Below are 26382 nucleotides of genomic sequence, written 5' to 3'. Positions count from 1 at the left end.
GAAGTTATGTACAATAAAGGATCAGAAAAAGCAGAAGAGTTTATCAATGATGGTGAAATTTTAGATACACTTGCGTATGCGAAAGCAAATAAATCAAACAAAGAATTAATTGATAGTATTTTAGAAAAAGCAAAAGATTGTAAGGGGTTGTCACATCGTGAAGCAGCAGTGCTATTGGAATGTGATTTACCAGAAGAAAATAAAAGAATTGAAGAGTTGGCAAGAGAAATCAAACAGAAGTTTTATGGAAATCGTATTGTTATGTTTGCGCCACTTTATCTTTCTAACTATTGTGTAAATGGATGTGTCTATTGTCCTTATCACTATAAAAACAAGACAATTGCAAGAAAGAAATTAACACAGGAAGAAATCAAACAGGAAGTAATTGCATTACAGGATATGGGACATAAACGCTTAGCGCTGGAAACTGGAGAAGATCCAATTAACAGTCCTATTGAATATGTACTGGAAAGTATTGAAACAATTTATTCAATCAAACATAAAAATGGTGCAATTCGTAGAGTAAATGTAAATATCGCAGCGACTACAGTTGAAAATTATAAGCGATTGCATGATGCAGGAATTGGAACCTATATCTTGTTCCAGGAAACGTATCACAAGAAGAATTATGAAGAATTACATCCAACAGGTCCAAAACATAACTATGCCTACCACACAGAGGCTATGGACCGTGCTATGCAGGGTGGAATTGATGATGTTGGAATTGGTGTATTGTTTGGTCTGAACATGTATCGTTATGACTTTGTTGGTTTACTGATGCATGCAGAACATTTAGAAGAACGTTTTGGTGTAGGTCCACATACAATTAGTGTACCTAGGATTCGTGCTGCAGATGATATTGATCCAGAGGATTTTGAAGATGCAATCAGTGATGATGTATTTGCAAAGATTACTGCAATCATTCGTATTGCAGTACCTTATACAGGAATGATTATCTCTACAAGAGAATCACAAAAATCAAGAGAACGCGTTCTTGACTTGGGAGTATCACAGTTAAGTGGTGGTTCATCAACAAGTGTTGGTGGATATGTAGAACCTGAAGAAGAAAACAGTGCACAATTTGATGTTAGTGATACCAGAACCTTAGATGAAGTAGTGAACTGGTTATTATCATTAGGATTTATTCCAAGTTTCTGTACTGCATGTTATCGTGAAGGTAGAACGGGTGACCGTTTTATGAGTCTTGTAAAATCAGGCCAGATTGCAAATATCTGTCAGCCAAATGCACTTATGACATTAAAAGAATATCTGGAAGACTATGCCAGTGAAGAAACTAGAGCATTGGGTGAAGAAGTGATTCGTAAAGAAATTCCTCATATTAAAAACGAGAAAGTTCGCGCTATTGCCGAAGGTTATCTAAAAGAACTTCATGATGGTAAACGTGACTTCCGTTTCTAGGTGAGTTTATGGGATTACAGAACACACCTCATGCAAACAGATTACACATTGGAATATTTGGGAAAGTAAACAGTGGAAAATCAACACTGCTAAATACACTTACCAAGCAGTCAGTTGCAATAGTTTCTGACAAGGAAGGTACAACAACCGATCCAATCTATAAAGCAATGGAGTTACACGGGATTGGTCCTGTTGTATTCATTGACACTGCTGGTTTTGGTGATGTCAGTGAACTTGGAGAGCAGCGAATGGAAAAGACACGTCTTGCTGCTCAGAAAAGTGATATCGCAATTGTCATGTTTGCAGATGAAGAGATTGAAGAAGGAGTACAGTGGTATCAGTTCTTTAAGGAATTAAATATTACTACTTTATTAGTAGTGAATGATACTAATAAAAATGATACTCAAAAGATAAAAGAATTAGTGGAAGCAACCCTACAGGAAGATGTAATGGTAATCAATGCGAAAGCTGATCATACTGATGAGATTCGTAAAGCAATCATTCGTTTATTACCAGAAGACTATGGGATGGATAGCATCACAAAGTCGTTGGCAAAAGAAGATGACCTAGTAATGTTAGTTATGCCACAGGACATTCAGGCACCGAAAGGAAGATTAATTCTACCACAGGTACAGACAATTCGAGATTTACTGGATAAGAAATGTATTGTGGTAAGTTGTACAACTGATAAAATTGATCAGACGCTACAATCGTTATCAAAAGAACCGGATTTAATTATTTGTGACTCACAGGTATTTAAAATTGTATATGATAAGAAGCCAGAGAAAAGTAAACTTACTTCATTCTCGGTACTCTTTGCAGACTACAAAGGTGATATTCATACGTTTGTGGAAGGCGCAAATGCAATTGACAAACTTACCAAAGATTCAAAGGTATTGATTGCGGAAGCATGTACCCATGCTCCACTGACGGAAGATATTGGTCGGGAAAAAATACCAAGAATGTTGAAGAAGCGAATTGATCCAAACTTACAGATCGATATTGTAAGTGGAAATAACTTTCCAGAAGATGTAAGAGATTACGATTTAATTATCCACTGTGGAGCTTGTATGTTTAATCGAAAGTATGTATTATCAAGATTACAACAGGCAAAGCAGGCTGGTGTTCCAATTACAAACTATGGAGTCACTATTGCATATGTAAATAATATTTTAGATAAAATCAGTATATAAAAATTTATACTGATTTTTTTATGTCAAAACTGCGACAATTTTATACATTCATTGTGTCTATGTAGTGATTTGGAGAAATGTCATGCTGGGAAAACATTTCTTTAAATATGATATCTCAAGTATTGAACAAAAAGTGAACGATTACAGAGAAAATCACTACTAATTAATAGGAGGAAAAGGGCAAGTAGAAAGGTTGGTATAGAAGTGAAACAACTTAGTGCAATTACAGAAGATACAGTACGACGAGCGCAGGGAGGAGATACTGAAGCATTTAGCAGTATATACAAAGCATATTACAATAAGATTTATTTTATAGCGATGCAATACTTTCACAATGAAGAAATGGCAAAAGATGTTGTGCAAGAAGTATTCATACGGGTTCATAAGAAATTAAAAGACTTGAGAGAACCCAAAACTTTTAATACATGGATTCAAAAAGTTACCTATACGATTTGCCTAAATCAAAATCGTAGAAAAATGAAAATTGTGGATCTTGGAAGTGAGATGACTGTAGAAGATTTCGGTGATCAGAAACATGTAAGTACATTAGACAAAATGGAAGATGACAGGGTAAATAAGATTATAATGAATTCACTTGAGAATATGAGTACTCCATTAAGAAGTGTAGGGATGCTACGGTTCTATGATGGAATGCAGTTAAAAGAAATTGCAGAGATACTAAATATACCCAGGGGCACAGTGAATTCAAGAATAGACAAGATAAAAAAAGTATTACGTTCGGATTTACAGAATAATGGTATTTCTCCAAAAAATTATGGAATTGCATTGCTGACACCTGCAATGATTCATCATGCATATGAAATGTTAAGTGAAGTCTATGTTGTTCAAAGTATTCCAAGTGAGACCGCAATCAGAGCTCTTTCCGTTACAGCAGCTGCAGGAAAAGCAACATCTTTACTATCGTATAAGGTGATTGCAGGGGTTGCTGTTTGTGCATCAGTTGTTGGTGTGACAGTGTTAAACTATTCGCCACCAAAAGAGGAAGAACCAATTGTAGCTGTGGAACCACAGCCAGTAGTGCAAGAGCAGCCAGTGGTAGAACCAGAGATTGAAACTGCAAAAATTGAAGATACTGTTTTTAGTCAGTATTGGACCAATCAACCAGTCAATCTAGAAATTAGTACTACAAATGAGGAGTATGATCAAATTCTAGTGAATGGTGTAGAAACAACAACGATTCTAGCGAATGGAACCTATACAGTACAGTTGGCAAAAGAAGGTACGATCATAGATGAAAAAGAAGTGACAATCATGAATATTGATACCCAAAGTCCTACTGGAACGTTTGAACATAAAGGTGATTATTATATTCTATACCTTTATGATGATTTATCCCAGATTAATCCAGAATCAATACAATTCTATCGAGATGGTGTGCAAAGTTATGATTATCAATTTAATGTAGGAAATAACACATTAACAGTTCCGGATCATTACACATTAGACACTTTCAAAATAAGTGATTATGCAGGTAATACTCTTGATATTCAAGTAAATAATAAAATTTAAGTAAGGAGGGCAAAATGAGTAAACTTAAATTAGCAAAGACATTAAAGATTATGATAGCAGTGCTTGTAGCATTTGTTAGCTTAGGGCTATTTAATGTTGTATCTGCTTCAGAGGAAACAGATATGCAAGGAGAAGAAGTTTCTAGTGAACAGGCTGAAGAAACTTCAAAAGAAGAACTAATGGAAGAAGAAATGGGAACTGATCAGAATGATGAAGAAGAAACTACTTTGGATGAAGTTGATTCAGAGAATGAAGAAGTAGAAGAAAACACAGATGATGTGAAGACAGATGTAGTAAGCGCAGATACTGCAGCCACGCTTCTTCGCCAACCACGTTCTAGTGATGGTTGGGAACTTCATTATGATGCTGCATGGAGAACGACTACTTCTAGTAACTATAGTTCAAGTGATACATTTGAGATTTATACGGCAGAAGAATTTGCAGCATTTGCATATATGACGAGTAATTCATACGCTCCATTTAGTGGAAAAACAATTAAATTGATGAATGATATTGATATTAGTGCATATACTTGGTTACCAATTGCTTATAATTCGGATTTAAGTTTTGCTGGGACATTTGATGGTGGTGGTAATACAATTAGTGGAATGAGATTGAGTCGTTCTGTATCGACAAATTCTGCAGGAGATGCAATGAATGGTACTGCAATGTTTCGTTTTGTATATGGTGGTACTATCAAAAATTTAGTTGTTGAAAATGCAACAATTGATCAACAGGGTTCTAGTCTTGGGCAATATGAAACAAATCATGTTGGAATCGTTGCTGGTGCAGTAAGAGGTGCAACATTTGAAAACATTACCGTAAAAGACAGTACTATGAATTTAACTAATATTAACTGTGATGGTTGGAATACGGCAGGTATGTTAGTAGGATCATTGAACTGGAATATTGATACAACACCATCAAAAGTCGTTAACTGTACTACAATTAATTCAACAGTAAATTATAGTACAAGTGGTGGTGGATATTTACTGGCAATCGGTGGATTAGTTGGCGGACATGGAAATGACTATGGTGCGATTGGGGGACCTGGACCAGCGTCATCAGCATCATCAGTTCATGACAGTAATGTAATTAACTTCAAAGTAAACCGATCATCAGCAGGTACGAATGTTACTTGGCCAGAGGCAGTTGGAGGATTAGTAGGTAGAACCAATGCTGTTTTTGAAATTGTTGATTGTACTGCAACGTATGATATGAATTTCACAGGTAGTTTTACTACAACTGGATTTAGAGGAATTAGTGCAGGTGGAGTTGTTGGTTCTATTGATGGTGGTGCTGAAGTATTAAGATGTAGTGCTGTAGGATCCATCACCTCAAATGCTACAGGAGGTTTGGCAAGCAAAGGATTATTCGCTGGAGGAATTGCAGGGCAGGCAGGAAACTGGAGTGGTAATTCAAGAGTATATGGTTCAACAATTAAATCTTGCTTCAGTTCAATGGAGTTTACAGGTGCAAATAGTGAAGTGTATGGAAATGTAATAGGACTAAGAATTATGCCACAAGATACATATTCAATTGATATTTCTGAAGTATTTTGTTTGAATACAGGAGTGAATGACAAAGTTTCTGGTATTAATTCTAGTGCAACAGGAACATTAGGATCAGTGAATGAGCGAGATGTGTATTTCATAGATATTAATGATTTACATGTAAATACAGCTGAAGAACCATTTACTTATACTGGAATTGCTAGTGATGGTACAGCAGGAGTAATTGACAATACATTTGTATTTGCTTATAGTGATGCAGATGCTACAGGAACAATTACTGACAATAGTGATGGTACAGTTACTGGAACGCTTCAAGGAAATGATTTCAATGTTGGTGGTAATATTACACGAACAAGTGATGCTGAGGTGTTGGTGAAGTTTATCTTACCTGTGGATGTATTAGCAAGAACTGCCGATTATGCAGTAACGAAAACAGCAACGAATGCTTCAATTAGTGGTGCTGATAGTATTGCACCTGGTGCAACTTATACAGCAACTACAACAGCAGATAGTGGTTATGTTTTACCAGATACAATTACTGTAACAATGAATGGAATTTCATTAGTACAAGGAACAGGATTTACTTATGACAAAACAACAGGTGCTATTTCAATTCCTAATGTAAATGGTGATTTAGTTATTACTGTGAATGGAGTAGTGAAAGTTCCTGAAAAATATAGCATAACTTATCATAAGAATAATGCAACTTCAGGAAATGTACCAGTTGATGCAAATCAATATTTGGCAAATGCTACTGCTACTGTAATGAGTCAAGGAGCATTAGTACGTGAAGGATATACATTTAATGGGTGGAATACTAGTGCAAATGGTAGTGGAACTGCTTATGCAGTGAATACGCCAATAACAATTACTGCTAATGTAACACTATATGCACAATGGAAAATTAATTCATATACGATTACTTATGATACAAATGGTGGAAGTGGAAGCAACTACTCAGTAAGTGCTAACTACAGTAGTTCGCATACAGTATTAGCAAGTAGTGATACAAACCTAAATTATGTACGTGATAATTATGAGTTTAAAGGATGGAATACCAAGGCTGATGGCAGTGGTACAGCATATAGTGTAAATGATATGATTATGATAACAGGTAATGTTACATTGTATGCACAGTGGAGTGAAAAAACAGTTGTTACTCCACCAACGCAAACAACAGCATCGTATAAAGTAGAACACTACTTACAACAGACAGACGGAACATATGTGGTAAAAGAAGTGGAAAATAAAACAGGAACGATTGGTTCAAATGTAAGTGCAAGTTATAAAACTTATACTGGATATGTTTCAAATACATTCCATGTTAATACGAAGCAAAGTGGAGTGATTGATAGTGATGGAAGTCTAACTCTAAGGTTGTATTATAAGGCAATTGGTCGAGAAGCCACATTCAATCCAAGTACGAATCCAAATGGAAACAATAGCAGTGCTAGTATGGCTGGAGTAAATTCAGGCGATAATAAAAATACACAACTATTGATTTTATTACTGCTCGCAAGTTTTGGCGCAGTTACAGCATTAAAACTAAAAAAGGATTAAATAATATGAAACAGGGAACTTTCCATTAGGAGAGTTCCTTTTAAAATGTTGTGTATCATTTGCATGATAGTACTAAAAAAAAGTATAATAAGGGTAATATAGGAATGGTGATGGAGAGATTATGGAGAATAAAACAATATTACAAGCGTTTGAGTGGTATTTGGATGCAGATTCAAATCACTGGGAACATATAAGCGAAATTGCTCATCAACTGAAAGTGATGGGTTTTTCAGGTGTTTGGTTACCACCTGCATATAAAGGTTCAGCAGGTAAAGATGAAGTAGGATATGGAGTATATGACTTATTTGACTTAGGAGAGTTTGACCAAAAAGGTACAGTAGCTACCAAGTATGGAACAAAGGATCAGTACTTGCATGCTATCAACACCTTACATGAAGTTGGATTAGAAGCATATGCAGATATTGTATTCGATCATTTTATGGGTGCTGATGAAGCTGAAACTGTAGAGGCAATTCGCTTTTCAGATACGAACCGTAATCAACCGATTAGTGATAAAGAAGAAATTCTTGCATGGACACGTTTTACGTTTCCTGGAAGAAATGGAATGTATAATGATTATCACTGGTGGTGGAATAATTTTAAAGGTGTAAACTGGGATGAGAAAACTAAGGAAAGTGCAATCTTTGGGTTTGAAGGAAAACGCTGGGAACAGAATGTAGATGATGAAAATGGAAACTTTGATTATCTGATGGGTGCTGACTTGGATATGGATTATCCAGAAACTGTAGAACAGTTAAATCGCTGGGGAAAATGGTATCAGGAAACAACAGGTATTGATGGATATCGTTTAGATGCAGTGAAGCATATTCAGTTCTCTTTCTTTATTGATTGGTTGAAAAATCGAAATGAAGAAGCAGGTAAAGATATGTTTGCGGTAGGTGAATACTGGCATGGAGATTTGGACAAGTTAGTAAACTATCTGGATTCTTGTGGAGGAATGATGAGTTTGTTTGATGTTCCTTTGCATTATAATTTACAGAATGCATCAAATTCAGACGGGCGATTTGATATGCGTAATATCTTTGAAAATACGTTATTGAAAGAACGCCATAATTGGGCTGTTACCTTTGTTGATAATCATGATACCCAACCAGGACAAAGTTTAGAGTCTTGGGTAGAAGGTTGGTTTAAGGTGCAGGCATATGCATTGATCTTATTAAAAGATGAAGGTGTACCATGTGTCTTCTATGGAGACCTCTATGGTATCCCTAACCAAGAAATAGCTCCAGTTGGAGATGAACTTAAAGCTTTGATAAAAGTACGTGAGAAGTTTGCTTATGGACCTGAGATGGATTACTTTGATCATCCGGATGTAATTGGTTTTACTCGTTTTGGTGATGATGAACATGAAGACTCAGGATTGGCAGTTGTTGTTACCAATGCCAAAGGTGGAATCAAACGTATGAGTGTTGGTGCTCAACATGCTGGAGAAATCTTTGTCGATTGTACAGGTAATCGTGAAGAGAAACTTACCATTGAAGAAGATGGATGTGCTGACTTTGCCGTGAATGATGGATCAGCATCGGTATGGATTTCAGAGAAAGCAATTGATCAGATTATTTAGAGAGTGAAAAACTCTCTTTTTTTCTTTGTATGATTATGTAGTATACTATAGTTATTATGGACAGGAGGACCCAAATGGATATATTAAATGAAAAGGATTTTCTAGAGTTAGGGAAAAGATATGGTATTACCCTTATACCATTAAGAAAAACAGGGTATGATCGTAGACGATTTTCATTAGATGTACATAATGAAGAAACATTTTTTGGCTACGCTAATGAATGTAATATTACGATAGTATTCTATTTATATGAGTATGAAAGAGTAGATAGTTATATTGATGTAGATAATAAAATAAGTGAAAAAGTAAAAGGTAAAGAACTAACACAAGAACAGCAAAGCAATTATGATAGATTAATGAAACAAACAAAAGATTTAAAAGATATTCATAAACCAAAGAAATTACAGTTATATGGAATCGCAGATCATTACACAATAAGAAGAGATTTTGAAAATCGCTGGCTTGATAAGTTAGCAAAAGAAGAAAACTATATTACTGCTTATGATGTAGAACACTCATTAAAAGATTAGTTTTAAATTGAAACTCAAATGAAAATTAATGAAAGAATTGTAAAAAAATGAAATTAGTATTGACATCGATAGGCTTTATGATAAAATTGAAATCAATAAAATACGTTGAAGAGAAGAGTACAATATAGAAGCTTTCTTAGAGAATTCCAGTATGGTGAAATGGAATAAAGTGATGATATTAGAAGATGGTCTTGGAGTTGCATTGCTCGAACAATAGTTAGAGAATGACGTATTCGCACGTTACAGCGATAGAGTATATTAGTACTCGAAGAGGTTATAGTTGTGAAGCTATAACAAAATTAGGTGGTACCACGAATCTTTCGTCCTATATAGATGAAAGATTTTTTATTTTTAGAAAGAGAGCGTGAGCAATATGAAAATTGAAACTAAAGTATTACATGAAGGTTATAAACCAAAAAATGGAGAACCAAGAGTTCTACCAATTTGTCAAAGTACAACATTCAAATATGATTCAACTGAATATGTTGGACAATTGTTTGATTTAACTGCACCAGGATTCTTCTACACAAGATTAGCCAATCCAACAGTAGATGCAGTTGAACAAAAAATTGCTTCTTTAGAAGGTGGGGTTGGAGCACTATGTACTTCTTCAGGACAAGCAGCTAGCTTCTTTGCGATATTAAATATCTTAGAATGTGGAGATCACTTTATCTCTTCCTCTTATATTTATGGAGGAACGGTAAATCTATTTGCTCATACCTTTAAGAAGTTTGGAATAGAAGTAACATTTGTTGATCAGGATTTACCACTTGAAGAACTACAAAAGTATGTAAAAGAAAATACTAAGGCAGTATTTGCAGAAACAGTTGCAAATCCAGCACTTACAGTATTGGATATTGAAAAGTTTGCGAAACTGGCACATGACAATGATGTACCATTGCTTATCGACAATACATTCCCAACACCTTATTTCTGTAGACCAATTGAGTTTGGTGCAGATATTGTAATTCACAGTACTACTAAATACATGGATGGACATGCATTACAAGTTGGTGGTGTAATTGTAGATAGTGGTAACTTCAACTGGAACAATGGTAAGTTCCCAGGTCTTGTAGAACCAGATGTTACATACCATGGAATTAGTTATGTGGAAACATTCAAAGAACAGGCATATATTGTAAAAGCGAGAGTTCAGTTGATGAGAGATTTAGGGTCTTCACCAGCTCCTCAAAATGCTTTCTACTTAAATACAGGATTAGAAACATTACCTGTAAGAATGGAACGTCATTACTCAAATGCACTTGCGGTAGCTAAATTTTTAGAAGCACAGGATGATGTAGTAAAGGTTAATTATCCAGGATTAGAAAGTAGTCCTTACTATGAGTTGGCTCAAAAATATCTTCCAAAAGGAAACTGTGGAGTTATTTCTTTTGAAGTAAAAGGTGGAAGAGAAAGAGCAGCAGCACTGATTGATCAATTAAAGTTAATTTCTTTGGAAGTGCATGTAGCAGATATTCGTACTTGTATCTTACATCCAGCAACCTCAACACATCGTCAGTTAAATGATGAACAGTTATTAGAATGTGGTATTACACCAGGTCTTGTTCGTCTGTCTTGTGGGATTGAACATATCGATGACATCCTAGAAGATTTAACCCAAGCATTTGCAGCGTTAGGATAGTTCTATGCCAATTAAACTACAAAATGATTTTCCTGCAAAAGATGTGTTAGAGAAAGAGAATATCTTTTCAATTGATGATGAAAGAGCAATCCATCAGGATATTCGGCCTCTTCGTATTCTTATATTAAATCTGATGCCAAATAAGATTGATACAGAAATTCAGCTGTTAAGATTAATCAGTAAGACACCATTACAAATTGATGTTGATTTTCTAACAATGAAATCTCATGTATCAAAAAACACAAGTATCAGTCATTTAAAGAAATTCTATCAGACCTTTGATGAAATCAGAGATAACCGTTATGATGGAATGATTATTACTGGGGCACCACTGGAACATTTAGAATTTAATGAAGTGGATTACTGGGATGAAATCTGCGAAGTAATGAAGTGGAGTAAGTCACATGTATTCTCAACCGTACATATCTGTTGGGGAGCACAGGCAGGACTTTACTATCATTATGGAGTGGATAAAGTAACTTATAATCAAAAGTTGTTTGGTATCTATGGCCAACATCTGTGTAGTACTCATTTCCTTGTGGATGGATTTGATGATGAATTCCATACACCACAATCTCGTTATACTGGAATCAATGAGAAACAGGTAGAAGAACATGAGGAGTTGGAAGTATTAACTTATTCTCATCCTGCTGGAATCAATATGATTACAAGCAAAGACAGTAAGAATATATTTATTCTTGGACATCTGGAATATGATGCATTTACATTAGCCAAAGAATATCAAAGAGATGTTGATAAAGGTTTGGATATTCAAATGCCTCATAATTATTTCCGTAATGATGATCCAACAAGTATTCCAATTAATACATGGAGATCACATGCAAACTTGTTTTACCATAACTGGTTAAACTATGTTTATCAACAGACTCCATATAATTTAGAAGATTTAAAGTAGACCCTACAATATTGTAGGGTTTTCATATGCTCTTGATTACATGCTATAATAATGTGAACCTTACAAAAATGTAATATAAATGTAAGCGGAAGCAATGTCACGATTATACTTGGATATAATATACTGTAATCAGTTAAAGGAGAGATATACTATGGAAAAAATATTAGATGTTAAAAACATAGAAAAGTTTTATGGAACACAAGATAGTCTTACAAAGGCAATCAATCAAATCAGTTTCTCAGTCGATGAAGGAGAATTTGTAGGAGTGATGGGGCCTAGTGGTTCTGGTAAAACAACATTATTAAATTGTATCTCGACAATTGATCGTGTAACAAGTGGTCATATCTTGATTAATAATCAGGATATTACAACGTTAAAGGGATCACAGTTATCAGCATTTCGTAGAAATGAACTGGGATTTATCTTTCAGGATTTCAACTTGTTAGATACACTTACAGCATTTGAAAATATTGCACTAGCATTAACAATACAAAAAGTGAAACCCTCAGAAGTTGAAGCACAAGTTAATGAAGTTGCCAAACGTTTGGAAATTGAGGATGTACTACAAAAGTATCCTTACCAAATGAGTGGTGGACAAAAGCAAAGAGTTGCTTCTGCACGTGCACTTGTGCATAACCCTAGTTTGATTTTAGCGGATGAACCAACCGGTGCGCTTGATTCAAAATCAAGTAGAATGTTACTGGAATCAATGGAAAAGTTAAACAAGGAATGGAATGCAACAATTATGATGGTTACTCATGATGCATTTACTGCATCGTATGCAGAACGTATCTTGTTTATCAAAGATGGAAAAATATTTAATGAATTACACAGAGGTGAAGATACTAGAAAGGAATTCTTTAATCGAATTATTGAAGTAGTTACTCTCCTTGGAGGAGATGCATCTAATGTACTTTAAGTTAGCAATGCAGAATGTAAAGAAAAGTTATAAAGATTACTTTATTTACTTTCTTACATTGGCATTCTCTGTCTGTCTGTTTTATACGTTTAATTCCTTTCAAGCGCAACAGGCAGTATTGGATATGACGGCTGCTCAATCTGAGATTATTGAAGGATTGGCTGAAGTACTTACTTGGTTATCAGTCTTTGTGGCATTAGTATTAGGATTCTTAATTCTTTATTCAAATAACTTTTTGATTAAGCGAAGAAAAAAAGAATTTGGTTTATATACATTACTAGGTATGCCAAAAGGAAAGATGTCAAAGATTCTTGTATATGAAACATTTCTAATTGGACTTATATCACTAATTGTTGGAATGTTATTAGGTATTGGTTTATCACAAGTATTAACAGTAGTAACTGCTGGAATGTTTACGATTCCATTAAATTACAGTTTTGTATTCTCTGTTGATGCAACGATGCTTACCATCTTTGCATTCTCAGTTATCTTTATTATTGTAATGATTTTTAATACGATTGTTTTAAGAAGGTATAAACTAATTGACTTGTTGTATGCAGACCGTAAAAATGAAATATTAAAAGTTAAGAATGTAAAGTTATATGTACTAATGTTCCTTGTATCTATAGGATTATTGGGAACTGCATATTACATGGGGTTAAGTAAAGGAATAGAGGCATTCAATTATTTAAATATAATTATACCTTTAGGATTAATTGGAACCTTATTGTTCTTCTTATCACTTGCAGGATTCCTGTTAAGATTTGTTCAGACAAGCAAACGACTATATTTCAGAAACTTAAATATGTTTGTACTACGAGAAGTAAACTCAAGTATTAAATCAAACTTTATATCAATGAGTTTTGTATGTATCTTACTATTGTTTTCAATAGGTGCATTATCTATTGGATTAAGTTTAAATAGTGCATCAAATACAGCAATGGAAATGATGACTCCATATGACCTTTCGGTTCATTTAATGTTCACGCCAGAAAACCGAGATCCAGTCGAAGATTTTGGATTAGATGAAATTGATGGTGTGAAAAATATGCAGGAACTGCATGTGTATTACAGTGAATTAAATGAAAGCATACTTGGAGAATACACAACCGCAAAAGAAACCAGCTATTATGATAGTGAGTATACTGGTACTACAATGATTCAACTGATTAAATTAAGTGAATATAATCAGTTGATGAAAGATGTAGATATGGAGCCATTAGAATTAAAAGATGATGAAATTGCATTATGGTCAAATCATCAGGGAAGATCAGAAGAATTAGAAGAAATAGTGGATTCAGGAAAACTGAAAGAACTTACTCTTTCAGGCAAGGCATATACAATTAAACCATATGAGTATGAATTAATGAATGTGGCAACAACACGAGCAAATAGTACGGTATCAACGGTTATAATTATTAATGATAATGAAATTGCTGATTCAAACTATGCTGAATATATGAGATATTATAACTTCGATTTTGAAGAGGGTGTAGACGTAACGAAGGTAGTGGAGGAATTAAATAGAAAAACAGATCAAATATATGAAGAACTAGCAGTAGAAGAAGGAGAGGAATACAATGGTTACACATACATTGATGTAGTTGATCATGATGATGTTTATACATCTAATAAAGGTGTATCCGTATTAGCTACTTATGTAGGTATTTATTTAGGAATTACCTTCCTGATTGCAAGTGCTGCTGTATTATCGCTTCAACAATTATCAAAGGCAAGTGACAACAAACGTCGTTATCTGATTTTAGAGAAGATGGGTGCCGATGACAAAATGATTCGCAAATCAGTCTTACTGCAATTACTAATGTACTTTATGATTCCATTGGCATTAGCTATTGTTCATAGTATTGTTGGTATACAGGTAGTAAATACAATTGTATTGTTGTATGGAAAAGGAGATATCTTTGCATCATCCCTAATGGGAGGAGGATGTATTGTATTAATCTATGGAGTTTACTTCTTTGTTACTTATAAATATTACTGTAATATTGTTAAAATGAAGTAAGATTCATATCAAAAAGCATATAGTGAAAATAAGCATTTTAATCATAAGCGATGTCAATAGTCATCGCTTATTTTATGTCTTCTGTAAGAAGTAAAATAAATTTATCGAGCATATCCCTAAGAAAATGAAGTGATGTATATTAAAATGTATATAGGAAAGAAAGGGATATATTTATGGAAAACAAAGGAAAAGAGTTTTATCGAGCGAGTAGCTCGCAAGTAGTAGAAGAATTAAATACAAGTATAGAAAGTGGATTAAGTGACAAAGAAGTGCAGAAACGTGTTGAGCAGTATGGCAAGAATGTTTTGGAGACTGGTGAGAAAATATCTGCATGGAAAATATTATTTGAAAAGGTAAACAATATAATCGTATACTTATTGCTAAGTGCGTCTGTTGTGTCGTTTTTAATGAACGACCCGATTGAAGGTGTCGCGGTTCTGATAGCAGTATTTATTGCGGTTATTTTTGGTTTTGTGACCGAGTTCAAGGCACAAAAATCAGTAGAGTCATTACAGGGCATGATTGAAAATACAACAACCGTTATTCGTGATGGAGAGAAGAAGATAATTCCTTCAGAAGAACTTGTACCTGGAGATATTATGTTGTTAGTTGGTGGTGATTCGATTAGTGCGGATGGTAGACTGGTACAAGATCAGAACTTTGCCTGTATAGAGTCTGCATTAACAGGCGAGTCAGCGCCAGTGTCAAAAGACAGTGAAGCTGTATTTGATGAAGAAGAAGTTTCAATTGGAGATCGAACAAACTTTGTATTTGCTGGTACAGCTGTAACCAGAGGTAATGCAACAGCGGTTGTAACAGCTACTGGAATGGATAGTGAGGTTGGTCAAATTAGTAGTATGCTAAAGGACCACAAGAAAGAAGAAACTCCTCTGAATAAAGAGTTGGAACACTTAGGAAGATTATTAATATTACTGGCAGCAATTTTTGCAGTATTAGTTATTATTGTTGGATTATTGACTGGTAGAGAGTTTGGATTTATTATTCAGATTGCCTTAATTCTAGCGATTGCAGCAATCCCTGAAGCAATGCCTGCAGTATCTACAATTACATTGGCTCGTGGGATGTCGAGAATGAGTGAACATAAGGCATTAGTAAAGAGTTTACCTGCAGTGGAAACTTTAGGTTCTACTAGTGTTATCTGTAGTGATAAGACAGGAACATTAACAGAAAATCAGATGACAGTAGAACGTATTTATTTATTAAATGATGGAGTATATGAAGTCACTGGTGGAGGATATCAGACCAAAGGTGATGTTACGAAGGATGGCAAGAATGTATCCTTAGAAGAAGATAAACAACTAAAAGATTTTATCTATGCATCTGTATTAAATACCAATGCTACGATTACAATAGATGATAATAATGAAAATGCAATTATCGGAGATCCTACAGAAGGTGCCTTAATTGTATTAGGAGAAAAGTTACAGGTAACACGTAGTGGTTTAGAAGAAAGTGAATATAAACGTTTAGATGAAATTCCATTTAATTCAAAATTAAAATATATGATTACCTTATATGAATCAGCAGAAGGTAAAAAGACATATATAAAAGGTGGACCTGATGTATTGCTTGATATGTCGCATCATGATCAAGATACAAAAGAAGAAATTGATAGAGCAAACCAAGAGTTAGCGAAGAAAGGTCTTCGTGTACTAGCAATTGGTGAGATTACAGATAACGAAGCTATTTATACCAATAACTGTGATGGTAATGTTAAGATATTAGGTCTGGTTGGTATTATTGACCCACCTAGAGAAGATGTAAAAGAAGCAATACGAATCTGTCAGGATGCAGGAATTCGCGTTAAGATGATTACAGGTGACCACCCTCAGACAGCTTCTATGATTGCAAAAGATATTGGAATGAGTGAATACGAAGAAACAATGACTGGATTTGAATTTGATAAATCAGAGAAGGATGATAGTTTTTCAAAAGAAGTATGTAAGACTGGAGTGTTTGCTCGTGTATCACCAAGAAATAAATTAGAGATTGTAAATATACTTAAGAACAATGGTGAAGTTGTTGCAATGACTGGTGATGGTGTAAACGATGCACCAGCATTAAATGGTGCCGATATTGGAGTTGCAATGGGAATCCGTGGAACTGAAGTAGCAAAAGAAGCTTCAGATATGATTCTTACAGATGATAAGTTCTCAACGATTGTAGATGCAGTTAGAGAAGGACGAATTATCTTTGCCAACATTAAAAAGTTCGTGTATTATTTATTCTCATGTAATATGGTTGAGATTACCGCAATTATGTTAAGTTTGATTTTCTTATTACCAGACTTACCAGTATTGCCACTACATATTTTATGGTTAAACTTAGTTGTAGATATTTTCCCAGCTATGTCATTGGGATTTGAACCAGCTGAAGATAATATTATGAAACAACCGCCAAGAGATAAGAATGAAGGATTACTATCTAAGAAATTCTTATTAAAGATTTTACTTAGTGGAGCAGTATTAGGATTATCATCATTTGCGATTTTCCAAATTATGCTAATGCGTGGTGCACCAGTTATTGAAGCACAAACAACTACATTTACATTAATGGCGATTATGCAGTTATTACATATCCTAAATGTACGTAGAGATAAAATCTTTGGTATTGATAAATCACTATTGCAAAATAAAACAATGATTATCTCAATGCTTTTATCAGTAAGTTTACAGTTAATGGTAATTTATGTACCATTCTTAAATGATGTAGTAGGTACAGTACCTCTGCCACTTATTGACTGGGTATTAATTATTACGATATCTGTAATTGCTACCGTATTAGTAACAATTTTAAAGAAAGTAACAGGATTAAAATAAGCAAAAGAAATAGCAGCAAAACGCTGCTATTTTTATGTGTGTATTCTACTTCTGGGATTCTTATTCTCTAATATATATCGTTGTTTACTAGAAGCAATATGTGTATATATTTGGGTTGTTGTAATTGAAGAATGACCTAGTATCTTTTGGATATAACGAATATCAACATCTTCCTCTAACAAGTACGTCGCAAATGTATGGCGAAACATATGTGGTGTGATACGTTCTGTTATACCAGCAAGTTTTGCATATTTTGATATAAGCATTCGAATTGATTGATCGGATATTCTAGACTTACGTTTATTCATAAAAAGATATGGATTGGATTGTACTTGTGTATCTAACATATACTCACTTAATATGTCATATAATTCTTTACTTCCAATCTGCACAATTCTTTCTTTATTTCCTTTACCACTTATTAAGATATTCTTTTCAGATAAATTGATATCTGAAGGTTTTAAGTCAGATATTTCTGATACTCTAATACCAGTTGATATTAATAACTCTAATATACAAATATCTCTTAGAATATTGTTGTATTCTTTTTCTTCGTTTATTTCCTTCTTCCAACTGTATAATAATTTATATAGATTATCTAAATCATTATGTTGAATAGTCTTAGGCAAGGTAATAGGTTCTTTAATAGATACTCTTATTTTTCTCATAGGATTTAATTCTATTTTTTCTTCAAATTCTAAATAATTAAAAAAGGCTTTGATTGTAGCAATCTTCCGTTTCACTGATTTTGATTTATAAGCTTTATTAAGATGCTCCATATATCTTTGTAGAGTTGTCTTATCTACTATGTAATCAAAGTTTTTACAGAAACAATGGAATTGATTCATATCTATCTTATAAGCCTTTATGGTTTGCTTTCCTAGTTTTCTTTGGTTTTCACAGTAATTGATATAGTTATCAATTGTAGAATAGTCTAATCGCATTTAAATACCTCCGTAATTAGTATTATAATATACTTTTAATTTAAAAATATAATGAAATAGTAACTGTGAAAGTATTTTGGTATAATGCAGTAAAAGAAAATAGTAAAGGATAATATATAGTTATCTATACAAGGAGGGAAATATGGATTTCAGGGAAATATATGATAATTTAACAATAATAATACCTTTTCATAAAAATAAGGAAATGATTAAACTGAGTATTAAGACATTATTAAGAACAATACCAAATGACATTACAATTAAGGTTATTGCAAATAACTATGATAAAAGTCAATTAAGTTTAAAATTTAAAGAAAAAAATATTGAAGTGATTAGGAGAAATAAAAACTTATTTTGGCCAGGTGCAATTAATTTAGGCGCAAAGCTTTCAAATACTGAATATTTATTGTTTTGTGATCCTGATATTTTTTATTGGGATAATTGGTTAGAAGAATTAATTAAATGCTATTTTTCTAATAAAAATGTTGGTGTTGTAAGTTCAAAAATCATTAATCCTCTTAGCAATAGAATTATGGATTTTGGAATGGCATACTTAGATTACAATGTCATTCACATGTCAAAGGGGCTCCCTTATAATCATCCATATACTTTATCAGATAGAGAAGTTCAATCAGCATGTGGTGCGATTTTTTTCACTTCGAAAAAAAACTTTGAATTAGTAAATGGTATTGATACTGATATGCCTTATATTTATTGTGATAATGCTTATTGTCTAAAACTATTAAAACATGGTTTAAATACATTTGTTGCTGCGAACTCTTGTGTTTATCATATTGGTGATACTAATGATAATAATTCTAAATATTATTCATTCCGATATCTTAGAGAAGACTCAAAGGCTGCTTTTTATAGTAAGTATATAAATATTCGCTCCATAGATTACCAAAGTTGGTTAGCAAAAAGCTTTAAGTGGTATAAAAAAAATACAAATAACATACAAGAAAACTATGTTATTGTAAACCTAAGTACTTTTCCAACTTCTCATGAATATATAGATTTCTTTAAATATAATTTAAAGCTTAATATATATGATGTTTATCATTATCCATTAAAAGAACGTAATATAAAACATATATCACTCTCAGGTGTATTGGAGTCTTATTTAATTGATTTAATTACTCCTGTTATTTATTTCGTAGATAACTTCACCTCATTATTTGACAATAAAATATGGTCTACACTGCGAAATGTAAACCATGATTTAATAGTAGATATACATGGTAATTTCATTAATTATACTGACTTAGAAAATCTAGTCATATAGAAAGAGACTAGATTTCAGGGTAATTAAGTTTATATATATCTTCATGAATTATTGCTGTAGGTTCATAATTATCAATATAAATATTAAATTTATTTATAGAATATCCTAATATACTAAATATTTGATTATAGTCAGAATTATCAAACTCTTCAAACTCTAGTCTTAATTTTTTAATGTTTACATTTTTACACATGATAATGATATTATCCAAGAACTGATTAATTATATTGCTCTTATAAGTGCAATATGTACTATCTTTTAATAAAAAATATGTTTGTATAATTGAGGTTATCATTCTATTCTCATCTCTTATCTTAAAGTAATAAATTGAACGCAAATATGAAACTACAAATTTTTTAGGAGAATCCATTAATATTTCATAGTCATCAGCATTTTGTAAAGCACTCTCAATTTCACTATTCTTTTTATTACTATAGTTCAATAATAGAATTGCTATATTTGCTATACTAAACCATCTCCTGAATAGTATTTTTTGATAAGAATATTCTCCATTTTCTATGTAATCAATTCCATATGAACAATATTTTGAAGCCATTTTAAAATCATGTGAAATAATAGCTATTTGTGTTTTTTTTCTATAATAGTTAAGTTTTTTTTCTTTTACAGGACTATCAATTGCTTCTTTTTCTTCAAAAAAAGAAGCCGCTTTCTCCCAATAAGAAAGAACAGTTTTAGTGTAATTTCTATCAATAAAATACATGTATCCAAAATCAGAATAATTTGTATAAATCATAATATCATCATTTATTTCTTTGCTAATCGATAGTGATTGTTCGAGATAATTTAATATGATGGAACTATTGATAGGAAAATTGTGTTTATGCCTTTCATATACATTAAGACGATTTAATAAATAACTATATCCTACATTTAATTCATAATTTTTAGATACTGTATTTTTTTCTTTTTCGAATAGTTTACATAATTTCATAGTAATTTGTATTGCTTTATTGTAATTTCCTATTGAATCCAATAATTCTGTATAATAAAGAATAAATGAATAATATTCTTTGGTAATTTTAGGTATTTCTTCGCTTAACTCAACTTTTGAGTATACCTTTTCATATAAATCTCTAATAAATATATTCTTTGTATTATGGTGAGTTATTTGGAGGTATTTAAAACATAATTCTAACCAATCATTCTTATTTTTTGTATGATTAAATGCAAAAAATAGTTTCTTAAAAATTATTGTATAAAAATCATATTTTAATTTTTGAGGTATTTCTAAAAAACTTAAATCATCAAGTACTAAACTTAGAGCTTTTAGACTACTCTTATTATTAGGTGTCAACAGTTGTATATAATAACTTCTAAAAAAATCGAGATTCATATCATTTAGCTTTTCTAGTCCTATCCAGTTTATGAAAATTTCTGATAACGAACTATCTCTATCAATAAAAAAGTTTTCAATTAAATCGTGATCAAAGATATATAAATTTTTATCCATTTCATCTATAGAGATAAATTTATGTTTTAATAGTAATGAAATACTCTCTTTAGATAAATTGTACAAATTTATATCATTTAGTTTTAATCCATCTAAAAAATGAATTGCTGATATAATTCTGAGGGACTTATCGCATTCACAAAACTTTTTCCATCTATTTTCAAGCAGTTTATTTACCGAATCAGGTATGATTTCTATCATTTTTGAAAATTTATTGTGGTCGCGAATATGATAGCTATTATCTTCATATTTTATACAATTATTATCTTCAAGCCATAAAACAACTTCTTTAATAACATATGGATTATTAGAACTTTTGTTTATAATTTTTTTTAATGATTGCTCATCAAATTCTATGCCAGATAGTAACTGCTTTAGATATTGTTTAGATTCTCCTTTGTCTTTAAACCCTTTGAGATGAATAGGATAAATTTTATCGTTTAAACGTAAAAGATTTTCAAAATATTTTTCAAGTCTAGAATTCGGAGTAATATAATCTACATTAAATATTAAAACTAGACAAAGATTGCATTCTCTATTACTTTCTAATCCATAGGTAATTAGTTTTTGTATTAAGAAAAGAGAGAGATTATCAAAATATTGTACATTGTCAATAATTAGTAAATACTTATTAGAAAAAAGCAAATAAAATAATTCTTTTATCTTTTCATCAATAAATTTTATAGTTTCTTCCTCCTTTTTTAACGAAAAAACTTCCTTTATCAAATGAAAAGCATAACTAGTATTATTAGAATTATCATTCTCTCCATATATTTCTATTTCGGAAGAATACAAAGTATCTACATCTGGTATATTGTAAACAGAATAAATCAATTCTTTTAGTAAAGTATTCACACTGTAATTGTCATTGTTATTAGAATTATCGCCATAAAATTTCAGAATATTAAATTTTTTCCTTAAACCTTCTTCTAACATGGATTTTGATAATTTAGTTTTTCCTACTCCACTTTGTCCAAATAACAAAAATGATGAAAAGTAATATTCTCTTAACCCTTTGTTTTTAAATAAATCTAATTTGTCTCTATATGAGCTTCCTATCAATTTTGGTGTTTTTAAAAAATTACATTTTATTGATGAAAATGAAATACTATATTTAAACTTTGAATTAACTTCTTCTATTTCAATATTTGGTATATGCAGCCATTCAGTATATGATTTCACTTTAAGAATAATGCTAATAATTTTACTATCATTACCATCTATATCTATCACTGCATTTTCATATTTCATTTCAGAGAATGTAATGAATTCAATATTTTCAAGTTGATATATATCTTTATTATCAAACTTCAAAAGAATTTTAATTTCCTTCATAATTCTATTTGTAATTGCAATATCAATTCTAAATAATTCGTCTACATTTATATCATGCAAATCGCGTTTTATAACATCTTCGTTTATTTTTACATCATAATTCATTAAAAAGTCTTTATTAATTGAGTAATCAATTAGTGGATCTTCTATAAAATTTATATCATTTTCTAACTTAGTAAAATCAAAAAAATCTGATAATTTGTTTCTATGTTTTATTATTAGTTGCTCCAGAGTTGTATCATCATAAAACTTTACAATTTTATTAGTTCTATTGCAAAAGTTAATTATTTTATATCTAGCATTATCAATTATTTGTGAATAGCAAAAAAATAGAATTTCATCAATACCTTTTATCTCTGCCATGACTAAGGTTGGTGATAAAGTATTAAGTGAGATATCACTTTTATAATTTTTACACTCTGCCCACTTATTATTGTCATTGTAAAAATAAAAATCTTTACTTCCATCCCAACTATCTTGAGTTGGAACCCATTTATTATCCCCATATTCAAGAGCAAGTAAATCTTTTATTAAATTTTCAAATTTTTTTCCATCTTTTATAATCTTTTTTACCCCTTTAATAACAACTTTTTTCTCAAAATTTATCCAATATTTTTCAGTCAAATATTTCATGTTTATCCTTTCCTATAGATAACTATATATTATCCTTTATTAGATATTTTTAGTGTGTCTTTAATGATAATTTTTAAAGGTTATTAATATGTTAATGTAACAATTGGAAAAATTTACAATAATTCATTAATTTCCTTAAAGATTGTTGAAAAATAGGGGAGTTCATGGTATTATAATCTAGCAGTGAAAATCTAGGGGTGTAGTACAATGGTAGTATAACGGTCTCCAAAACCGCTGATACGGGTTCAATTCCTGTCACCCCTGCCAAGAAAGCACAAAACAGACATTTAGTTAAACTAGATGTCTGTTTTTTTGTGTTTTGACTAACAGGTTAGTTACCAGATTATACGTAAAAATGAGAAAGGAGAACATATTATGTATGAAATTTTATATGAAACAAAGAAGAATTTAGCGGAACGATCGCAATATTATTTATTAAAAAGAGGAATGAGTATCCTTCAGTTGTCCAAAAAACTAAATAAAGCATATTCAGTTACATATAGTTTAGTAAATAATAAAAATAAGATGTTTATTGAAGAACGTTCAATTGAAATGCTAGCTAAAGAATTTGGAGTTTCTAATGAAGTGATGATATCAGCACTATCAGATAAAGAAAGAAGTGAATTTGAAGAATTACAAAAAAAGAAGAAAAAAAGGAAATAAAAAAAATCTAATTCCCAAGCCGTCCAAAGCATGAATTAGATTACAGAATACACATGAACCAAAATTTTATAGTAGTAAAACTACACTTTTCGTCATGTTTACAACCTTATTATAGCAAATTATAAATATATTTCAATAGTATTTAGAAAAAATGGAGGATTTAACACATGGAAGATAAACGTTATCTGAAGTTGATGAAGAATTGCACGAAAGAAGAGATCATTGATTTCTTTCTAAGTAATGGATTTGGCTATTTTAGAAGAGATATAGATAAACAGATAGATGATTATATTTTAGAAACTCAATATGAAAGAATAAGTAGAAAATTAGATGATAAAACAGCTGAATTAGAAGCAGCTATTGGTACACCTGACTTTCCTATAATTAGCGGTAAAATAAGCAAGCTTTATGACCAATTAGAAAAGATTCATAGAAAGCAATACCCAGCAAGAAATAAGTAAAACACGTAAAAGGGTTTAGGTCCAAAGGACTCGAACCAAATTGATTGACAATGCAATTGGTGTGCTACACATATTAAAAATTATACAGAAAGAGGATAGTAATGAAAATAACGATTGAAATAGAACACGAACTCACAAACGAGCAAGTTGAAAGATTACAGAAGATTGTGAAAATGCGAAATATCTACAACAAAAATGAAGAAAGAAATCACAAGTCAACAATAGAAGATACATTTGAACTTTTGATGATGATAGGTCGTAACCATTTTATTAATGATAATATCAAGCAGCTTGAAGACGAGTGTATGAGGTATCTGGAAAGAAATAATCTTTCCATTGGTGAAACTGAAGATGAGAAGGAGGAGACACGTTTATGATTCCTCAATGGGTTGGATGGAATTTAAATAATTACAATAATCGCTTGATTCCTAATAAGTTAATAAAAAAGCATGGAGTAGAAAAAGTGACGCAACAAATTAAAACTCAAATGGGTGTAGATGTAGAAATTAAAACATCCATTATAGCTGATGAAACCCTACATAAGGTAGGTAGGAAAAAGAAAGATATAACTTATATTGCTGAAGTATCAAAAAAAGTTTGAGGTAGTTGTTGTTTAGGAAGGAACTGATATGGAACAAATTTTAAATATAATCATTGGAATCATATTTATATGGATACCTTTTGGAGGTTTAACAGTAGGACTTTATTTTCTAGTATTTTCTAAAAATGCTCAAGAAAAGAGCTTACTTTCAGTATTCGCATTATGGTTTCTATTCCTAATACCAATCGTAATTATAGGTATTTGGAAATTAGTGAAAAATACATTGAAATCATCAAAAAGTACATTTAAACAAATATTTAATAGAGGAGAAAGTAAAAAATGAAAAAATTAATATTGATGGTATTTGCAGTTAGCTTAGTTTTAGTTGGATGTAGTAGGGAGTCGGATGTTGCATCTGAAAATATCAGCAAAGAAGCTGATGAGTTTAGAGTGAGAAGAAGAATTGTATTTATGAATACAATGACTGATACATATTTATTTTCAGTGGAAGGGAATTGTTCCATTACAGCGGATATGGAGGATGAACAACTCGAAGTAACTTGTAAGATTGGCGATAATAGTTACCAAAAGCATTTCTTTGGTTTATCACCAACTGTTACTTATACAGTTGAGCAATTGGAATGGATTGAAGTAGATAAGTATAAATACGAATTAATATTTAAACCAGAACAAATCATCCCAATTACAATAGATGTGGAATAGGGGATCGGCAATGAGGATTTATGATATAACACCGTATTTAGGTATTACCTTTCAGACACCAAGAGGTGATGGTTTTATAACTGCTTCAGCAGTAGTGAATGGTAATCCGCTTGTACAAATCAAAACTAATAAAGAAATCATTTGGATTCCTTTTGAAAAAGAACCTTTTGATATGAATTTATGTAAAGGTCATACTAGAAAATTACGCATAAATAAATTTGATGTAGATAAACTATAAAAAATAAAGGAGAAAATTATGGAATATGTAAAACAGAGAGTGAAAATATTACAATTTACAGTATTTGCATTCATAATTCTACTAACGCTTCAAATGGTATTAGATGGAGATATATTATTTACTGGATTATTAGCGATATTTGTAATGCTATTTCAAGTTGCTATGGAAATAAATGCCATTCATAGACTTATGGTCGAAAAGAGTATTAAGGAAAATTTAAGTAAGGAGAATTATGAAAGAGGTAATTGCTAACTGTGATGAATGTAATGAGGATATTCATGAAGGTGATGTAGTATATACAACACATAATAGGGTTTACTGTTCAGCGCACTGTGCAGCTGCTGTTTATATAAAGGACATAGAGCAAGTAGAAATGAATATGAGCCTTATGAATACATTGAACAAAGAGGATTAACT

The 26382-nt window shown here is 31.7% G+C and carries 23 protein-coding genes, 1 tRNA gene and 1 other annotated feature; of the genes, 22 read left to right on the top strand and 2 right to left on the bottom strand.

Translation table 11 applies throughout. The features are described 5' to 3' along the window. Window positions 1–6 precede the first annotated feature (6 nt). The 11 genes from hydG to J2S15_RS11785 all read left to right on the top strand — a co-directional run bounded on the left by hydG (window position 7) and on the right by J2S15_RS11785 (window position 17671). Entirely contained in the window at window positions 7–1419 is a 1413-nt protein-coding gene (gene hydG, locus J2S15_RS11835; protein ID WP_307408550.1) for a [FeFe] hydrogenase H-cluster radical SAM maturase HydG, read from the top strand. Between the two features lie 8 nt (window positions 1420–1427). Next, complete coding sequence (gene hydF, locus J2S15_RS11830) at window positions 1428–2612, top strand: [FeFe] hydrogenase H-cluster maturation GTPase HydF (RefSeq protein WP_307408548.1); 1185 nt, start codon at window positions 1428–1430, stop codon at window positions 2610–2612. A 204-nt stretch (window positions 2613–2816) separates the two neighbouring features. Continuing rightward, on the top strand, window positions 2817–4142 hold the full coding sequence (locus J2S15_RS11825; protein ID WP_307408545.1) for an RNA polymerase sigma factor: 1326 nt from the start codon (window positions 2817–2819) through the stop codon (window positions 4140–4142). Window positions 4143–4156: 14 nt separating this feature from the next. Then, entirely contained in the window at window positions 4157–7216 is a 3060-nt protein-coding gene (locus J2S15_RS11820; protein WP_307408543.1) for an InlB B-repeat-containing protein, read from the top strand. A 121-nt stretch (window positions 7217–7337) separates the two neighbouring features. Beyond that, window positions 7338–8801, top strand: coding sequence for an alpha-amylase (locus J2S15_RS11815; protein ID WP_307408542.1), 1464 nt, complete (start codon window positions 7338–7340; stop codon window positions 8799–8801). A gap of 74 nt (window positions 8802–8875) precedes the next feature. Beyond that, window positions 8876–9331, top strand: a complete 456-nt coding sequence (locus J2S15_RS11810) for a hypothetical protein (RefSeq protein ID WP_307408540.1) — start codon at window positions 8876–8878, stop codon at window positions 9329–9331. Between the two features lie 96 nt (window positions 9332–9427). Continuing rightward, window positions 9428–9662, top strand: a binding site (T-box leader). Window positions 9663–9704: 42 nt separating this feature from the next. Further along, window positions 9705–10973, top strand: coding sequence for an O-acetylhomoserine aminocarboxypropyltransferase/cysteine synthase family protein (locus tag J2S15_RS11805; protein WP_307408537.1), 1269 nt, complete (start codon window positions 9705–9707; stop codon window positions 10971–10973). A 4-nt stretch (window positions 10974–10977) separates the two neighbouring features. Next, window positions 10978–11889: a homoserine O-acetyltransferase MetA gene (metA, locus tag J2S15_RS11800; protein WP_307408535.1), complete on the top strand. Its 912-nt coding sequence runs from the start codon at window positions 10978–10980 to the stop codon at window positions 11887–11889. 151 nt (window positions 11890–12040) lie between these two features. Continuing rightward, window positions 12041–12808, top strand: a complete 768-nt coding sequence (locus J2S15_RS11795) for an ABC transporter ATP-binding protein (protein ID WP_307408533.1) — start codon at window positions 12041–12043, stop codon at window positions 12806–12808. Further along, window positions 12798–14831 (top strand): ABC transporter permease, encoded by a 2034-nt coding sequence (locus J2S15_RS11790; protein ID WP_307408531.1) that lies wholly within the window; start codon window positions 12798–12800, stop codon window positions 14829–14831. Before J2S15_RS11795 ends, J2S15_RS11790 begins: the two co-directional genes overlap by 11 nt. Window positions 14832–15004: 173 nt before the next feature. Beyond that, the gene (locus J2S15_RS11785; RefSeq protein ID WP_307408529.1) at window positions 15005–17671 is read left to right on the top strand and encodes a cation-translocating P-type ATPase; all 2667 of its coding nucleotides are present in this window, start codon (window positions 15005–15007) and stop codon (window positions 17669–17671) included. A gap of 32 nt (window positions 17672–17703) precedes the next feature. Here J2S15_RS11785 and J2S15_RS11780 read toward each other — a convergent pair whose 3' ends face one another. After that, entirely contained in the window at window positions 17704–18615 is a 912-nt protein-coding gene (locus tag J2S15_RS11780; protein WP_307408527.1) for a tyrosine-type recombinase/integrase, read from the bottom strand. A 142-nt stretch (window positions 18616–18757) separates the two neighbouring features. On the opposite strand from J2S15_RS11780, the gene J2S15_RS11775 reads away from it, so the two are divergent. Next, window positions 18758–19900, top strand: a complete 1143-nt coding sequence (locus J2S15_RS11775; RefSeq protein ID WP_307408525.1) for a glycosyltransferase family 2 protein — start codon at window positions 18758–18760, stop codon at window positions 19898–19900. 7 nt (window positions 19901–19907) lie between these two features. Here the strand turns inward: J2S15_RS11775 and J2S15_RS11770 are convergent, their stop codons facing one another. Further along, window positions 19908–23339 (bottom strand): hypothetical protein, encoded by a 3432-nt coding sequence (locus tag J2S15_RS11770; protein WP_307408523.1) that lies wholly within the window; start codon window positions 23337–23339, stop codon window positions 19908–19910. Between the two features lie 193 nt (window positions 23340–23532). Here J2S15_RS11770 and J2S15_RS11765 point away from each other — a divergent pair. The 10 genes from J2S15_RS11765 to J2S15_RS11720 all read left to right on the top strand — a co-directional run bounded on the left by J2S15_RS11765 (window position 23533) and on the right by J2S15_RS11720 (window position 26380). After that, window positions 23533–23606: transfer RNA gene (locus J2S15_RS11765), tRNA-Trp, on the top strand. 108 nt (window positions 23607–23714) lie between these two features. After that, window positions 23715–24002: a hypothetical protein gene (locus J2S15_RS11760; protein ID WP_307408521.1), complete on the top strand. Its 288-nt coding sequence runs from the start codon at window positions 23715–23717 to the stop codon at window positions 24000–24002. Between the two features lie 167 nt (window positions 24003–24169). After that, the gene (locus J2S15_RS11755; RefSeq protein WP_307408519.1) at window positions 24170–24463 is read left to right on the top strand and encodes a hypothetical protein; all 294 of its coding nucleotides are present in this window, start codon (window positions 24170–24172) and stop codon (window positions 24461–24463) included. Between the two features lie 101 nt (window positions 24464–24564). After that, entirely contained in the window at window positions 24565–24840 is a 276-nt protein-coding gene (locus J2S15_RS11750) for a hypothetical protein (protein ID WP_307408517.1), read from the top strand. Beyond that, on the top strand, window positions 24837–25064 hold the full coding sequence (locus tag J2S15_RS11745) for a hypothetical protein (RefSeq protein WP_307408516.1): 228 nt from the start codon (window positions 24837–24839) through the stop codon (window positions 25062–25064). The genes J2S15_RS11750 and J2S15_RS11745 overlap by 4 nt, the downstream gene beginning before the upstream one ends. Window positions 25065–25092: 28 nt before the next feature. Further along, window positions 25093–25347: a hypothetical protein gene (locus tag J2S15_RS11740; protein ID WP_307408515.1), complete on the top strand. Its 255-nt coding sequence runs from the start codon at window positions 25093–25095 to the stop codon at window positions 25345–25347. Beyond that, window positions 25344–25727 (top strand): beta-sandwich lipoprotein, encoded by a 384-nt coding sequence (locus J2S15_RS11735; protein WP_307408513.1) that lies wholly within the window; start codon window positions 25344–25346, stop codon window positions 25725–25727. The genes J2S15_RS11740 and J2S15_RS11735 overlap by 4 nt, the downstream gene beginning before the upstream one ends. 10 nt (window positions 25728–25737) lie before the next feature. Then, entirely contained in the window at window positions 25738–25965 is a 228-nt protein-coding gene (locus J2S15_RS11730) for a hypothetical protein (protein ID WP_307408511.1), read from the top strand. An 18-nt stretch (window positions 25966–25983) separates the two neighbouring features. Then, complete coding sequence (locus J2S15_RS11725) at window positions 25984–26217, top strand: hypothetical protein (RefSeq protein ID WP_307408509.1); 234 nt, start codon at window positions 25984–25986, stop codon at window positions 26215–26217. Then, on the top strand, window positions 26198–26380 hold the full coding sequence (locus J2S15_RS11720; protein ID WP_307408507.1) for a hypothetical protein: 183 nt from the start codon (window positions 26198–26200) through the stop codon (window positions 26378–26380). The genes J2S15_RS11725 and J2S15_RS11720 overlap by 20 nt, the downstream gene beginning before the upstream one ends. The last annotated feature ends 2 nt before the right edge of the window (window positions 26381–26382 follow it).

It is taken from the genome of Breznakia pachnodae, from assembly GCF_030814225.1.
Taxonomy (GTDB): Bacteria; Bacillota_I; Bacilli_A; order Erysipelotrichales; family Erysipelotrichaceae; genus Breznakia; species Breznakia pachnodae.
This window is presented reverse-complemented; position numbering and strand designations above follow the sequence as displayed.